11 protein-coding genes are annotated in these 15202 nt (G+C 45.7%); 6 read left to right on the forward strand and 5 right to left on the reverse strand.

Features of this window, described 5'->3' with window-relative positions; genetic code table 11:
• Positions 1-234: 234 nt before the first annotated feature.
• The 4 genes from L0659_RS10805 to L0659_RS10820 are packed head-to-tail and all read left to right on the forward strand — an operon-like array spanning position 235 to position 5944.
• Positions 235-2604: a TonB-dependent receptor gene (locus L0659_RS10805; RefSeq protein WP_235125981.1), complete on the forward strand. Its 2370-nt coding sequence runs from the start codon at positions 235-237 to the stop codon at positions 2602-2604.
• Positions 2605-2637: 33 nt separating this feature from the next.
• Positions 2638-3885 carry a DUF4374 domain-containing protein gene (locus tag L0659_RS10810; RefSeq protein WP_235125983.1) on the forward strand — a complete coding sequence of 416 codons (1248 nt, stop codon included), beginning with the start codon at positions 2638-2640 and terminating at the stop codon, positions 3883-3885.
• Positions 3886-3931: 46 nt separating this feature from the next.
• Positions 3932-5194: a PepSY domain-containing protein gene (locus L0659_RS10815; protein WP_235125985.1), complete on the forward strand. Its 1263-nt coding sequence runs from the start codon at positions 3932-3934 to the stop codon at positions 5192-5194.
• A 33-nt stretch (positions 5195-5227) separates the two neighbouring features.
• Positions 5228-5944, forward strand: coding sequence for a DUF4198 domain-containing protein (locus L0659_RS10820; protein WP_235125986.1), 717 nt, complete (start codon positions 5228-5230; stop codon positions 5942-5944).
• Positions 5945-6087: 143 nt separating this feature from the next.
• Here L0659_RS10820 and L0659_RS10825 read toward each other — a convergent pair whose 3' ends face one another.
• A complete protein-coding gene (locus L0659_RS10825) occupies positions 6088-6360 on the reverse strand; it encodes a hypothetical protein (RefSeq protein ID WP_235125988.1) in 273 nt (90 codons plus the stop codon).
• Between the two features lie 324 nt (positions 6361-6684).
• Here L0659_RS10825 and L0659_RS10830 point away from each other — a divergent pair, with 324 nt between their 5' ends.
• Together L0659_RS10830 and L0659_RS10835 are read left to right on the forward strand one after the other, a co-directional pair.
• A complete protein-coding gene (locus L0659_RS10830) occupies positions 6685-8127 on the forward strand; it encodes a hypothetical protein (protein ID WP_235125989.1) in 1443 nt (480 codons plus the stop codon).
• A 72-nt stretch (positions 8128-8199) separates the two neighbouring features.
• Positions 8200-8385, forward strand: coding sequence for a hypothetical protein (locus L0659_RS10835; RefSeq protein WP_235125991.1), 186 nt, complete (start codon positions 8200-8202; stop codon positions 8383-8385).
• Between the two features lie 74 nt (positions 8386-8459).
• Here the strand turns inward: L0659_RS10835 and L0659_RS10840 are convergent, their stop codons facing one another.
• The 4 genes from L0659_RS10840 to L0659_RS10855 are packed head-to-tail and all read right to left on the reverse strand — an operon-like array spanning position 8460 to position 15188.
• Positions 8460-10367: a sulfatase gene (locus L0659_RS10840; RefSeq protein ID WP_235125992.1), complete on the reverse strand. Its 1908-nt coding sequence runs from the start codon at positions 10365-10367 to the stop codon at positions 8460-8462.
• Positions 10368-10376: 9 nt separating this feature from the next.
• Positions 10377-11891 (reverse strand): sulfatase, encoded by a 1515-nt coding sequence (locus L0659_RS10845; protein WP_235125993.1) that lies wholly within the window; start codon positions 11889-11891, stop codon positions 10377-10379.
• A gap of 2 nt (positions 11892-11893) precedes the next feature.
• On the reverse strand, positions 11894-13717 hold the full coding sequence (locus L0659_RS10850; RefSeq protein ID WP_235125994.1) for a sulfatase: 1824 nt from the start codon (positions 13715-13717) through the stop codon (positions 11894-11896).
• Between the two features lie 19 nt (positions 13718-13736).
• Positions 13737-15188: a sulfatase gene (locus L0659_RS10855; protein ID WP_235125995.1), complete on the reverse strand. Its 1452-nt coding sequence runs from the start codon at positions 15186-15188 to the stop codon at positions 13737-13739.
• Between the last annotated feature and the right edge of the window lie 14 nt (positions 15189-15202).

The raw sequence follows: 15202 nt of genomic DNA on the forward strand, positions 1-15202 counted from the left end.
TTTGAAAAATTGGCGTCTACATTTGCACAAATTATAATTAGTCTAAATAGTAACACGTGTGCCTTAATTACCTCGGAATAAATAAAATATGCTTGCTCAACGTCTTTCTGTTCCACTTCAAACTGACTCTATGCAATAGAAACTAATACCAAATAAAAAAGGCCGCACGGCGCCAACCGTACGGCCAAAACACGCGAGCGTGTTCACTTTTAAAGTCGTCAAAAATTAAAAGTAATGCAATTTATAAAAATCTTGATTACAGGCATATTATGTGCTTGTACGAGCGCAATTTTTGCGCAAACGGCCGTTTTGAAAGGAACGGTCCGGTCTGATGCCGGCGAGCTTCTTCCCGGCGCAGCAATCACCTTATCTGGTGTATCCAAAGGCACTTTCACCGATGCAAAAGGGCATTTTACCCTTGAAAACGTGCCTTTCGGTGCTTGTACACTCGTCGTTTCCTTCCTCGGATATGATCCCGAAACAAAGCATTTTACATTAAAAGCAGGCGAAAACAAAACTGAAAATTTTCGTCTGAAAGCCAACACCCAAGAGCTCGAATCCGTCTCGGTGATCGGCCGGTCGGAAGCTAGGGAAGTCAATCGGCAAGCTTACAATGTTACTGCTATTGATGCTAAAAAACTGCAAAACTCAACATTAGATTTATCCCACGCACTCGACCGTGTTTCGGGTGTAAGGGTGCGGGAAAGTGGCGGACTGGGCTCTAATATGAATTTTTCGCTTAATGGCTTTACCGGCCGCCAGGTGAAATTTTTTCTGGATGGCGTCCCGATGGACAATTTCGGGTCGTCATTTCAGCTGAATAACATTCCCATTAACCTTGCCGAAAGGGTGGAAGTTTACAAAGGGGTGGTCCCGATCTGGCTTGGTTCGGATGCATTGGGCGGGGCTGTGAACATTGTAACGGGATCACGGCAAAATAGTTATCTGGATGCATCCTACTCGTATGGATCATTCAACACGCATCGTACGGGAATCAATGCAGGATTTACGGGGAAATCGGGCTTCACTTTTCAGGTCAATGCTTTCCAGAATTATTCGGATAACAATTACTGGATCAATGTAGATGTGGCCGATGTGAACACAGGCGAATATTTCCGTAACCAGCGCCTGCGCCGTTTTCACGACACGTATCACAATGAGACACTGATCGCGAATGTGGGCGTTGTTGGGAAAAAGTTTGCGGATAAATTGCTGCTGGGCATCACATTAGGCCAAAACCGCGCCGAAATCCAGACGGGTGCGCGCATGGTCAGCGTTTTTGGGCAATGGCATCGGAAAGGCAACATTGTGATGCCGAGCTTGAAATACCAGAAGAAGGATTTGTTTGTCAAAGGGTTGAGCGTCAACCTTTCTGCCAATTATAACTTAGGTCAGGAGCAAAATGTAGACACCGTTTACCGCCGTTACAACTGGTTCCAGCAGTTCAAACAGTATGAAGGATTGGGCAGCGAACGCGAACGCTCGCTTTACAAATTCCGTAACAACAACGGACTCGTAACCGCCAATGTCACTTACCAGCTGGACGACCGGCACGCCATCACAATCAACAACGTTTATAACACTTTCAACAGAAAAGGCCGCGACGAGCTTTATCCCGACGCTGACCGCTACGAACAGCCGCGTTTCAACACCAAAAATGTGCTCGGATTAGGCTACAAATTCGATTACAGCGACCGGTGGAGCACTTCGCTTTTTCTAAAACAATTCTCACAGTTCAATAAATTTTCGGTCACCTATAACCCCACCGGCAACTACGGCGATGTGGCTTATAGGATCCAGAAGAACCGGTTTGATAAGTTTGGTTATGGCATTGCCTCCGCGTATTTTTTACTCAAAAACTTACAACTGAAGGGCTCCTACGAAAAGAGTTACCGCCTGCCGGAAACGGATGAATTGTTCGGTGATTTACTGAATTTGGAAGGCAACATTGACCTTAACCCTGAAAGCAGTGACAACTACAATCTGGGTTTCAGTTACCAAGCACAGTTGAACAAAATCCACCGTTTCAGCGTGGATGCCAACATTTTATATCGCAATGCAAAAGGCTTTATCCGCCCTAAACTGAATGCGAATCAGACCAAACAGGTTATGGACAACCTGGCGGATGTGACCAACTTCGGTGTCGACGGCGAAGTGCGATATTCATTCAAACAGCTCTTTACGGCTGGGGTTAACATGACTTACCAGGACCTGCGCAACAATACGCGCTTTGAAGACGGCTACACCACCGAAAGCCCGCTTTATCGTGACCGGATTCCAAATATGCCCTTCATGTTTGGCAATGCGGATGCATCCGTTTTCTTCAAAGATTTTGGCGCAAAAGGAAACACATTGACACTTGGCTACAACCTGCTTTTTGTCCATGCTTACTATTTATACTGGCCAAGTTTGGGCAGCGACAAGCTCGACATTCCACGCCAGCTGAGCCACGATGTGAACATTGTGTACGCCATGGCCAACGGGAAATACAATGTGTCGATAGAGTGTAAAAATATGCTCGATGCCAAGCTTTACGACAATTTCAGCTTGCAAAAACCCAGCCGCGGATTCTACGCCAAGCTCCGCTATTTCATCAGTAAATAACTTCAATTCATATAATTTTTTATAACTCAAAAAATGAAAAGCTCAATAAAAAACCTCACGCTGGGTTTAGGCCTTGGCATATTCCTAACGGCTTGCAGCAGTGACAGCAATGTAACTCCAACGCCAGGTGAAGGCGGTGGAACGGGTAAAGCGAAATATGTAATTTCAGCCTTGCCAGTGGGTTCAACAGGCATTGCAGATTATCTTTTAACAGCAGAAAGCCTGACTTCTGGAACGGTTTCTACAGTAGGAAATGGCAAAGAACAAGACGGAACTTACCGCTATTATGTAACGCACAAAAACCGCTTTTTCAGCCTCCTTTACGGACAAGGCAACCCTGGCGCCGTAACGACTTACAACTTGGACGGCAAAGGTGAACTGAACAAAGTTTCCGATTTCCAGGCAGAAACCGTTCAGGTTTTTGCACCGGTTGCAGATGACGTTCTGACCATTAAAGTGCCTCGTTCAGGAAACGAAAGCGCTTCTTTGTATCGCATCAATGCTGAGCAATCCAAAATCGTGGGTGAAGCACAAGTTAACATTGTAAGACTGGCTGGAAACGGCGAGCGCGCGCATTTTACGTGGGCAACACAAGTGGGCGACAAAGTTTACGCACCTTATATGAGCATCAAAGGCGTTGCGCCGGACGTGTTCGGAACGAGCTATGCAGACAGCGCATGGATTGCCGTGCTTTCTTATCCTGGTTTGACGGTTGAAAAAGTCATTAAGGATGACCGCATTAGCTTCATCGGTCGCTATTTCAACAACGGACTGGCGGTGGATGAGCAAGGTGATGTTTACGCATATTCCGCTTCGGTTGGAACAAGCAGCGGCAAAATCACTTCTACAAAACCTTCGTCTATCGTGCGTATCAAGGCCGGAACAACGGAGTTTGACAAAAGCTATTTGTTCAATGTTGAAAAAGCAGCGGGCGGCTACAACATCAGCGCACAGCTTTATGTAGGCAAAGGAAATTTCATTCTGACCATGACCAGCCCTGCTGAAAAAGGTGCATATGCCCTTGGAAAACGCTTCGCAGCAGTGAATGTTTACGATCAGTCATTCAAATGGGTGGATGGCATGCCCGATCCTGCAACCATTGCCAATGTTACCTCGACAAACTACACGCCAAAAGACGGCAAAGCAGGTTACATCGGCATCACGCAAACGGATGGCGCAAGCTATGTATATGAAATCGACGCAGTTGCAGCAACTGGAAAACGCGGCTTGAAAGTAGAAGGCGGCGTGATCACGGCGATCAACATGCTTAGCTACGAATAGTCCGATTCCAACCCTATAATTCTTCACCTTCAAACCAGGACATCGCATGTCTACTTTCAAAAAAATCAACAACTGGCTGCATCTCTGGCTGGGCCTGATCTCCGGGATCATCGTATTCATTGTTTGCATAACAGGCTGCATTTGGGTTTTTAATGATGAAATCCTTGGCCTGATGGAACCGGAGACGAGGATCGAAAAACAGGACAAAGCCGTGATCATGCCTTCGCAGCTGATGAAAATGGCGAACGAAAAACATCCTGGTTTGAAGGTTTCCTACGCCACTTACCAGCAGGGAAGGGCGATTTACCTGGGCATTGGCGAGCGCCGCGGCCCTAATGTGACCTTGCGCGTGGACCCATACACGGGAAAAGTGATTAGTGAAAAAGTTCATAAAAAGGGCGAAGCTGATTTTTTTCGCTGGGTGCTGAATGGCCACCGTTTCCTATGGCTTCCCTTCGAAATCGGCCGCCCGGTTGTCAATTACGGCACATTGATTTTTGTAATTCTGCTGATCACAGGGTTAATCTGGTGGTATCCCAAAAAATGGTCGCAAAGCACGCGGGACAAAAGTTTCAAGATCAAATGGAACGGCACCTGGAAGCGCATTAACCTCGATCTGCACAATGTGCTGGGCTTTTATTCGCTGCTTTTCCTGCTTGCCATCGCATTAACCGGCATGGTTTACGGAATCGAATGGTATAGCAAAGGACTTTACTGGGCCACAACCGGCGGAGAAACGCTCAACGAGCGCGATCGGGCCCATTCCGACTCGCTGAATGTCAACAAATTTTTTACCCCCGAGCAAGCCATCGACAAAGCCTGGCTCACCGTGCTCACAAAATATCCCGATTCCAAAGGTTTCTATTATAGCTTCCCGGACACAGCAAAAGCGTCCTCACCGATTTTTGTGACCGTTTTTCCAAGCACCGGACAGTTCTACAATTCGCTCAGTCACACATTTGACCAGCACACCGCAAAGCTTTTGCCCGCAAGCCCGGTCTACGGAACGCCGTTCGAGCAAGCCGGTTTTGGTGCCAAACTCAGACGCATGAATTACGACATTCACGTCGGTTCCATTCTTGGATTTCCGGGTAAAGTGCTCGCATTTCTGGCAACGCTGATCGGGGCATCGCTTCCGGTGACAGGGTTCATCGTTTGGTGGAACCGCAAAGGATTTGGTAGTGGAAAAGGCAAAAAGCCGAAAGTGAAAAACATGAAAATGGCAGAAAATACATTGGTAACCGAGGCAATTGCAGAGAAAAGAACATTCAAGCCAAGAATGCAAAAACCAGCTGATAAGGTTTCCTAAGGCATTTATTTATTCATTTCAAAATCATTAATTATGTTGAAAAAACTTATATCCATTGCCGCAATCATGGTGTTTAGTGCTGCAAATTTATTCGCACATGCACTCTGGATCGAAACCAGCACAACCGGAAAAGCAGGCCAAAAGCAAAGCATAAAAATCGTCTATTCCGAGCCAGACGACAAACCTGAAAAACTGGCAGACTGGTATTCCGACGTAAAAGAATTCGAGCTGTGGCTAACCACTCCCGACAAGCAAAAAGTAAAACTTCCAGTCACTGCCGGCGAAGATCATTTCACATCGGAATTCACGCCTGAGAAAGATGGCGTTTACACATTATCCATCAGCAAAGCAGCGAAAGATCTGGGCGGATCGACGATCTATCAGTTCAATGCAGGTGCAATTGTAAAAGTAGGCAAGTCGCTGGCTGGCAATGAAGCTGCTGCGAATGGCAACGAAATCAGCGTTTTTGCAGATGCAGCTAAGACTTTAAAAGTAAATCAAACAGCGCAGCTGACCACGATTTTGAAAGGAAAACCAGCTGAAAAACTGCATGTAAGCGTCTCATCACCAAGTGGCTGGAACCGCAATGTAAGCTCCGGCGCAAATGGCGTTGCAGAATTCACGCCTGCCTGGCCAGGCACTTACAAGCTTGAAGCTTCGACAACGGAAAAAACCGAAGGCGACCATTTCGGCAAGCCCTACAAATCTATCTGGCGCTGCGCGACATTGTTGGTTGGCGTTGATAAGTAAGGAGGAAAGTTTTAGGAATAAAAAAGCAAAAGACCGCCGGTTAATGCCCTGGCGGTCTTTTTGTTTTTGCGGATCTATGTAAAAGAGTCATAATGAGGAACGAGATTAAATAATATACTTCAATAGGCAAAAACACTCATCATTCAAGCCTGAGCTCGTTCCTTTTCCCTAAAACTCTCAAAGAAAAACAGCAGATCGCGGAACGACCAGAAGATATTTGGAGCGTCGGGACCGTAACCCAACTCCTTCTGGGCAACAACATATCCGCCATACATTGCCCAAAGATGATCACACCATGCTTCCGGCGAGCTGGCACTCAGCAATTCCTTAACCTTTTCACCGTAGGCCATACACGTTGAGTCGTCTGACTGTGCGTCAGCGGACTCGCTGTCGATTTGTTTGTTATACTTCTGCATACTATTTGGGATAGTTAAAAAATTTGCCCTGCCTAAGGTGTCCCAGTGTAGTATACCACACTCGAGGAGCTTTCGCCGACCTCACACCATAACAGGGCAATATTCTTGATCTTTTTCATAATTGTATACTTTTTGGGACTGCTATATTGGGAAGAAAAATGGTGCAGAACAAATTGGAGGTGGGGGAATTTTCTAACGGTGAGAGTGAAGCGGCATCGACTTTCCAGAAATCTATCTTTTGGTGCTTATTCAAATTCTAACCTTAGTGAATTGGGATTTACTGCTAAAAGATATAATTTCAAGCAGTGTAAACCGACTAAATATATGGGACTTCTTGATGGCTCCAAATCCAAGCAACTCGAATATCTTGAACAGGAAAGAAAGGAGTTATGGAAACGTATCACCAGTATTGAGAAAAGTACTTCTGAGCTGGATAAAAAAATTACAGGAACAGCCTCTGAGTCCGCAGCAGATGCCGCGCAAGCATCCAGAAAAGCTGCGGAATTTAGAAATAAAACTGAGCAGCGGCTCGAAGAGGCTGTTGCTCTTCTCGTGAAAATTGATTCTGAATATGAATCAGCAACGAAGCTAAAAAATGATGTCCAAAGAACTCATGACGAGGCTGTAACCAAAAAGGAAGAAGTTGACGAGATAAAGGAGGAAATTAATCAAACTGAGAGCGAGCTAAGGGAAAAGATCAATATACTAGAATCGAAGATTTCGAAAATTAATGCATTCGTAGCAAAATATCCCGACCTCGCGTCTAAGCTTGAAGATGTAGACAGCTTCATTTCATCAATAGAAGATAATTTAGAGAAATCGAATGTAAGTTTAGCCGCAGCAAATAAGAGAAAAAAAGATATAGATGATTTGTATAGGGAAATTTTCGGCTATTCTGAAACTAACAGCTCAGGCGGAATAACTAAAGTTGAGGGGCTACGTGACGAGTTGGAGAGCACATACGGAAAGTTGTCGGAAAACCTGGAAGATGCCACCGAAAAGCTAGAAACTCTAAACACTGAATATTTAGATAAATATTCGAATTTTGAAAAAACACATAAACAAAATTACGAAAGTATAAATAAGGAAATCAGAAGTTTGTTGCCAAATGCTTTGACAGCTGGATTAAGTGCTGCATTTTCTACAAAAAAAGAAAATGAGGTCGAAGCTTCGAAAGAATTACAAAGCAACTTTAACCGGGGTATATACTTCTTAATGATAGTAAGCCTAATTCCAGTAATTATCAGCGTTACATTTTTGGCTCAAGGAATAGATTTAGCGGAGGTGATTCGAAGAATTCCACGACTGGTTTTAGCAATAATTCCGATGTATATTCCTGTCCTTTGGTTTACAATTTCTGCAAATAAGAAACTAAATCTTTCAAAAAGACTAATTGAAGAATATGCGCACAAAGAAGTTCTTAGTAAAACTTATGAAGGCCTATCTACCCAAATTGCTAGTATCGGGGATAAGGAACAATCAGAAGAATTACGTTTTAAGTTACTTTCTAATTTCCTTCAAGTAACGTCAGAGAATCCTGGTAAGTTAATATCAAATTATGAAACCTCCGACCATCCTATCATGGAAGCTCTTGAACAAAGTTATAAGTTTCAAATAGCTATTGACAAACTAGAAGGAGTTCCTGGATTAGGAAAAGTTGCAGCAATTCTTGAAAGTAAATCAAAGAAAAGGCTGAATTCCAGAAAAGAAAAAATAGAAAAGGCATTAAGCGAAGACGTTGCTAACGAAGACGATGAAGATAATTAATACTAGTTTACTTGCTTGTTGCGAGAGTAATGAGGTTCTTACTATTCCCTACAATATTATTTACAAGAGGGTATGAAGCTCTTCGAAAAATACGCAAAACTGCGCCAGAAAGCCTACGTTACTTCAATGATCACTGAATCTGTGATTGGTAGCATGGCATTGGAAAGCAAGTATGTGCCCGAGGCACAGGTTAAGGCAATTGTGATTGCGTTGTTGCAGGAAGCGGAGTTGAGGGGGCGTAAGTTCGATAGAAGTTAATGTTGACAAAACATCTTGTCTTTGCCTATTCCGCGGCTTCCGACCATAATAAGTTCGAATTTTTGAGACGACAATCAATTTTCTTCATTTGAAACAAGCCGCAAAATCCCCAGAAAATCCATACAAGCAGACTTCACTTTATAAGCTGCACTTTTATAAACATCATCATAACGACTGCTCGCAGTTTGGACTGTCTTAATAGTGTCAATAAAAGGCGTTTTGTCATCAATATAGAGCAAGTAATTCACCGCCATCAGCGCAATCTCTGCGTTGTATGCATTACAATGTTCCTTCAATGTTTCAGCCGCTTGCTGATTTTTGAAAATATCGAAACAAATGGCAGCAGCAGTTACCGAGACAGGCGGATAATCGTCATTCAGTGAAGTAACGAGTTCTTTTTCAAAGGATTTCAAAACATCCGCATTTTGCGAACGCAGCCCTAATGCAGCCCAGTAACGCACGATCTTGTTTTGACTTTTCAGCAACTGCATTTGTTGCGAAGCAATCACCTTTCCTCTTTTCCCAGACAATAAAGCAGCTTCTAAAATCGGATTAACCGGAAAATCTGATTCCTTTAATCTGAATTCATAAGGCGTTGTGGTTTTGGAAAGTGCGGCAATTTCATATTCCGGCAGCAACATTACATCCCTGGCAGCAAGCATTTCCTGTTCTAATTGTTTTCTGAATTGCTGTGCAACCGAGTTATAATCAGCATTGTTAATCAAGTTCTTGGTTTCCCAAGGATCATTTTTTGTGTCAAAAAGGAATTCACCCGGGCGGTCGAGAAACATTTGTCGTTGGAGATCATTGAGCTTCCCATCCGCAAAATCTTTGCGCATTTGCTGCTTAATTGCACCAATTTCCATGTAGCGGATGTAACGGACTTCGGGCATGAAGGGCATAAAGTTTTTGGAATAAATAAACCGCCCATCTGTCACCGTCCGCACCATATCAATGCCATTATCAGACCGATCCGAAGACAGCACCAAATGATCAACAGGCTTCCCACGCCCCGGACCGATCAACGTTCTGCCTTTCATATGATCCGGAATTTTACCACCCGCCAAACTGATCAAAGTAGGGGCAAGGTCATTGAAATCAATCAATTCCTCTGTAACAACGCCATTCTTGCCCCAAGGCGACAAATGTGCATACATCGGCGGAAACCAGATCACAAATGGAACCCGATAACCCAGATCAATGCCATTGGTTTTGCCGCGAGGAATGCCTTCGCCGTGGTCTGCGAAGAAGACAATGATGGTGCTGTCGCGCAATTTGTCATTTTCGAGACGCTTTAAGAGTTTTCCTATTTTGTTGTCAGTCAGCTTAATCGAGTTATAAACCCTTGCAAATTGCTTCCGCATTTCAGGGCTGTCGCGGTAAATCGGCGGCATTTCAAAATCGTTTTCAGCAATCCGGTCTGCTTCGGGCAGCTCGTTTAAAACGTCTTTCTGATATTTCTCATAAGGGTCCGTCATCGTCCGCGATTGGTGCGAATCATTGTAATTGAAAACAGCAAAAAACGGCTGTCCCGCCTTCCGATTCCACCAACCCGCCTTCCCACTGCTCTCGTCCCAGGCATCTGCGATGAATGCGTCCAGATTAGCCACATTGTAATCGGTTTTGGCATTGTTCGAAGTGTGGTAACCAGCTTGTTTCAGATAATGCGGAAAACCGTGGATGAATTTTGGAAGCGGATAATTGCTGCGGTGATTTCCAGTGCCAGCTTCATAAGTTTTGACGCCGGTGATGAGGCACGTGCGGCTGGGCGAACACACCGTGCCCGTCGAAAATGCATTGCTGAATTTAATGCCTTCTTTCGCAAGCTGGTCAATGACAGGCGTTTTTGCATTTTTATTTCCATAACAACCTATGAATTCCGGCGAAGTGTCCTCGATGGTGATCCAGAGGATGTTTGGTTTTTGTGCAGATGAAATGTACGCTTGCACAAAGAGCCAAAGAAGCAGGAAAGCCTTTTTCATAAGGTTCGGTTATTGAGCGGGAAAGTTGCGGATTTCTCCATTAAGTCTTGGAAAGGAATCCAAATAATCGCCATTGCCCGTTTCACGCGGATCTTTTGTCGCGATTTGATAAGTTTTCATTTTTGCACGCAACGATGCGATCTGGCTTTTGTAATGTTGATCCTGAATCAGATTTTTCAAACAACCCGGATCTTTGACAATGTCGTAAAACTCTTCCGCAGGCCGCTTGTCCGTTGCCAGATGAAAGTAAGGCGCAATTTTAGGATCTTGCCATTCGCGGATTACAATGTTGTCAGCCGATTCGTCAATGTCGTGGAAGGCGGTGTTTGCGGGTTCCAGCTTGCCGTCTTTGTCATATTTCTGCGGATCGCCAGCTGGCCAGCGTTCCGGTTTGTAATTTTTAATATACAAAAATTGCGCATCCCGGATCGCACGCTGCGGATAACCCAAGTTATTATAACGTGCAGACGAATGCCGCTCGCGGGATGAAAACACGGCATCACGATGCTTTTTTCCAGACTTCAATAGTGGAATCAAACTCTTGCTTTCAACTTGATAAGAAGGCGTTTCCGCTTTTCCGACTTCCAAAAACGTGGCATAAAGATCAATCAAACTGACCAAATCAGCCGCCACGATGCCCTTCCGGATTTCATTTCCCCAGCGGATTGCAAGCGGCACGTGGAAGCCATATTCGTAAACATTGGCCTTCGCACGCGGAAAGGACATGCCGTTATCGGCAGTCACCACAACGAGCGTGTTATCCAGCTCACCGGCTGCTTCAAGCTGTGCCAGCACTTTGCCGAGCTGTGTGTCAAACCATTGTATTTCAAACAAATAATCCAGAATGTCATTTCTAACCTCTGGCACATCTGGCAGGAAAGGCGGCACGGTCACTTTGTTCATGTCAAATCCATTTGCAGCGCCAATCCCTTTTTGATAAGTCCGGTGCGGTTCATGCGTGCCCAGCCAGAAGAAGAAGGGCTTGTCTTTTTGTTTTTGACCAAAAAAATCTTTGAAGTTTTCCGCATAATCCACGTCCGAAACGCCCTTCGGACTTTCCAATGTTTTGGACAAGAAAGCATTTCCAGCCGGATTCCTATCGCGGCCCGAAGCCTTGAAATCGCCTGGTCCCCAGCCTTTTCCGGTAAAGCCGACGGCATAACCAGCCCTTTCAAGCAAGTCCGGAAACACCTCAAATTCTTTTGGAAAGCTGCTGGCATGCGTTCCGGCTTCCTTGATCTGCCAGCAGTTTAGGCCCGTCAGCAATGCAGCACGCGAAGGACTGCATCCCGGTGAGGCAGCAAATGCATTGGTAAAAAGAATTCCTTCCTTAGCAATGCGGTCAAAATTCGGCGTTTTTGCAGCCTTATCCCCATAAGCGCCTGCATAGGGATAGGATTGATCATCGGAAATGACAAAAAGAATATTCGGGCGCTTCTCTCTTTGTTGCAGTGGTTTGAAAACCGCGGCAATGCTGAACATTGCGAGGGCAAACAGGCCGATTAACGACTTTAAATTCAGCATAATCATTTGTTTTCAGCCACTTCCAGAATTTTCTTTGCCGCTCTCACATCATAGTCAGAATCCTGCTGATCCGTCTTCAATAACGCACGCACATTTTCAAATGCAGGCTGCGCTTTCGCGCCAATCGTTTCCAGCACATTCAAAGCCTGCACACGCGCCATTTGATTTTCGCTTTTCAATGCTTCGCTTAATGTTTCCACAGGCGCATCCGTTTCGCCGAATGCAAGCAAAGATTCTGCGGAAGCAATGCGCACGGTCACTTCCGGGTCGTTCAGCAGCGTTTGTAATTTGGGCTTGGCAGCAATCGCATCGTTCTTCAAAACAATGGTTCCGATCACCGCCCAATATCGAACTACCGGATCTTTGTCGCCCAGTCTTTTCATCAATTCTTTCAACTGCGATTTTTCTCGAGATGAAGCAATTTCCGCTGTCTGAATGACCTTTTCCAATGCATATTTTCCGCTTTCTGCATAATCGCGCAGAGGCGTTGTTTCGGAAATTTTGCTCAGCAATCCTTCGGGAATGAAGCCTACATCTTTGGATTCGATCAGCCAGTCGTGGTTTGCTTTGCGGAGTTTTTGCAGCACGTCTTTGTATTTTGGATCGGCGGCGAGGTTGTGAATGTTGTGCGGGTCAGTTGCAATGTCGAATAGTTCTTCGGCTGGTTTTTCTTCCCAAAATCGCTTTTGATCCGCATTCAGTCTGCCTGCTTTATACTCTGCCTCCCAGGATGGCATGGATGGTGCTTTCCACAGATATTCAAGATGTTGCGCGTAAATTTTGTGCGGCATATAATTGCGGATATAGCGGAATTGCTTGTCGCGAACCGTTCTTGAAAGATCCGTTCGCTCGTCCATCCGGCCGCGGAAACCGTAAGCATAGGCGCGCTCTTTCACTTCTTTTTTGCCCAAAAACGCTTTGCCCTGCATGTAGGTTGGAATGTCCAAACCTGCCAGACTCATTACGCTCGGTGCAAAGTCATTGAATGTCACGATGCGGTCGGTAACCGAGCCAGGCGCATCGGGTGCGAGGCCAGAAAATTTTTCAGGAAAACGAATGATCAACGGCACGCGTAGTCCGGATTCATAAACGAAACGTTTGCTTCTGCCCAGGATGCCACCATTGTCGCTGTAATAGAAAACGATGGTGTTTTCAGCTAATCCTTCGGCTTCCAGTTCTTTCAAAAGCGCTCCGGCCTGGCGGTCCATTTCTTCCAGCTTGTCATAATATTGCGCCCAGTCGTGCTTCATTTCGGGCGTGGCGGGATGGTAAGGCGGGAGCTTTACTTTTTCAGGATCGTGTTTCAGCTTTTCAATCGGGACGGAAGTGTGAATGCCGCTTTCGTGCGATACATTGAGGTTGAAAACGGCGAAGAATGGTTGTCCGGGTTTGCGGTTTTTGTAAGTCGCTTTTGCGCTCGATTCGTCCCAGGCTTCGAGCTGGTCTACGGTGTTGTAGTCCTTTTTGGCATTATTGGTTGTGTAATAACCAGCTTCGCGGAAGTAACGCGGGAAAAATTTCACGTAATCTGGCGCCGGATAAGTGCTGCGCATGTGCTCCGTGCCCATCGAAGGCGGATACATTCCCGTGATCAGCGTCGAGCGCGAGGGTGCGCAAACGGGCGCGGTTGCAAATGCATTTTTGTATAAAACACCTTGTTTGGCAAACTTATCCAGGTTCGGCGTCGTCGCAAATGCGTCGCCATAGCAACCCAGCAAAGGGCTGTTGTCTTCACTTACAATCCACAGAATGTTGGGCCTGTCTTGCTGCTGTGCCTTTGTTTTTAAAACAATGATCAACAGGATAAATAATAAAATATGCTTCATCAGAATGGGTTAATGTGATTTAAAATGGCCCTTTGGCATTGATATAATCTGCTTTTTTTGCAGCACCCGGCATTTCACCGCGCTTGTCTTTGGCCGCAGTCGGTTCTCCGGTTTCGCGGTCATACCAGTCGGGTGTGAGGTTCGCAGGCTCGGTGTCGCCGGTTTCGTCCTGCCATTGTTTGAGGACTTTTCTTAATTCCGCGATGGGGGTGGCGAATGTTTTATTTTTAATCTCATTCCTGGATTGCAGCGGATCTTTGAAGTTGTCGAAAAACTCTTCCGCAGGGCGGGGCGTGAGGAGGGCGTCGTTTTGTAATAAAGTCAATTTGCCATTCGCTTTCGCACTTTTCAAAGCTTTGGCAGAAGCGCTTTGGTTGGCGTCAATCGGTCCGCCGTTGTCGAATTCCGTTCTCTTATTGATCACATACAAAAAGTCGTTGGTGCGGACAGAGCGTTCGTAGGCAGCATAATCGTGCCAGTTGTGTTCAGCAAAAACATATTTTCTGAATGCCCTTTCAGGTGTTTTCAAAATCGAAGCAAAGCTTTTTCCCTGAACTGTTTCGGCTGGTGTCACGCCAGCCAATTCGAGCAACGTAGGAGCAATGTCAATTGCGCTCACCAGACTTTCAGAAACTTGCCCGGCTTTGATTCCTTTGGGCCATTTGGCAATAAAAGGCGTTTTGACACCCGCATCATACAATCTCGTTTTGCTTCCGGGAAACGGGCGGCCGTTATCTGCCGTGAAAATGATCAGCGTATTTTCTGCAATGCCTTGCCGTTCCAGTTCCTTTTCCAGGTCACCCACATAATGATCCAGCCGCGCGATTTCATTATAATAAGATCTCAAATCCTCCCGCGTTTCCTTAGTATCCACCAATGTCGGCGGCACCATAATGTCCCCAACCGGGTCATGTTGAGGTCCTTCCGTTTTGGCCGACCATGGCCTGTGCGCATCATAAGGAGCCAGCCAGAAGAAAAATGGCTTGTTCTTAGGTCTGGTTTTGAGCAGGTTAACCCACTGCAATTCCCCGCCTTCACCATTTGCTTTTTTATCAACCAGCAATGTGTCATAAGCCCTTTCGGTTGCCGGGCCTTCATGCCATTTGCCTGCTAGGGCAGAAAAATAGCCCTTTTGTTTCAGCTGTTCAGGGAAAAATTTCAGGTGTGCGGGAAGGGGCGAATGTAGTTCCGCCGCGCCTGTGTTATGCGGATATCGGCCGGTCAGAATACTCGTGCGGCTCGGGCTGCATGAGCTTGCAGTCAAATACATGTTGGTGAATTTGAGTCCATTCCTAGCCAGCTTGTCGAGGTTTGGCGTTTTTACTTTGGTATTTCCATAAGCACCAATGTCGTCCCAGCTAATGTCATCGCCGATGATGAAAATAATGTTAGGCGTGCTTTGAGCGGGTGCTTTTATAAAGCTGAATGCCGCTAAGCATGCAATCAACAGATGTTGGAATAATCTCTTCATGCGGAATGGGTTTG

Origin of the sequence: Dyadobacter sp. CY347, assembly GCF_021502655.1 — a bacterium.
Classification (GTDB): Bacteria; Bacteroidota; Bacteroidia; order Cytophagales; family Spirosomataceae; genus Dyadobacter.

Excerpts from the sequence above, each read along its gene's own strand:
- L0659_RS10805 (WP_235125981.1), top strand. The coding sequence starts at position 235 with ATGCAATTTATAAAAATCTTGATTACAGGCATATTATGTGCTTGTACG.
- L0659_RS10810 (WP_235125983.1), top strand. The coding sequence starts at position 2,638 with ATGAAAAGCTCAATAAAAAACCTCACGCTGGGTTTAGGCCTTGGCATA.
- L0659_RS10815 (WP_235125985.1), top strand. The coding sequence starts at position 3,932 with ATGTCTACTTTCAAAAAAATCAACAACTGGCTGCATCTCTGGCTGGGC.
- L0659_RS10820 (WP_235125986.1), top strand. The coding sequence starts at position 5,228 with ATGTTGAAAAAACTTATATCCATTGCCGCAATCATGGTGTTTAGTGCT.
- L0659_RS10825 (WP_235125988.1), bottom strand. The coding sequence starts at position 6,360 with ATGCAGAAGTATAACAAACAAATCGACAGCGAGTCCGCTGACGCACAG.
- L0659_RS10830 (WP_235125989.1), top strand. The coding sequence starts at position 6,685 with ATGGGACTTCTTGATGGCTCCAAATCCAAGCAACTCGAATATCTTGAA.
- L0659_RS10835 (WP_235125991.1), top strand. The coding sequence starts at position 8,200 with ATGAAGCTCTTCGAAAAATACGCAAAACTGCGCCAGAAAGCCTACGTT.
- L0659_RS10840 (WP_235125992.1), bottom strand. The coding sequence starts at position 10,367 with ATGAAAAAGGCTTTCCTGCTTCTTTGGCTCTTTGTGCAAGCGTACATT.
- L0659_RS10845 (WP_235125993.1), bottom strand. The coding sequence starts at position 11,891 with ATGCTGAATTTAAAGTCGTTAATCGGCCTGTTTGCCCTCGCAATGTTC.
- L0659_RS10850 (WP_235125994.1), bottom strand. The coding sequence starts at position 13,717 with ATGAAGCATATTTTATTATTTATCCTGTTGATCATTGTTTTAAAAACA.
- L0659_RS10855 (WP_235125995.1), bottom strand. The coding sequence starts at position 15,188 with ATGAAGAGATTATTCCAACATCTGTTGATTGCATGCTTAGCGGCATTC.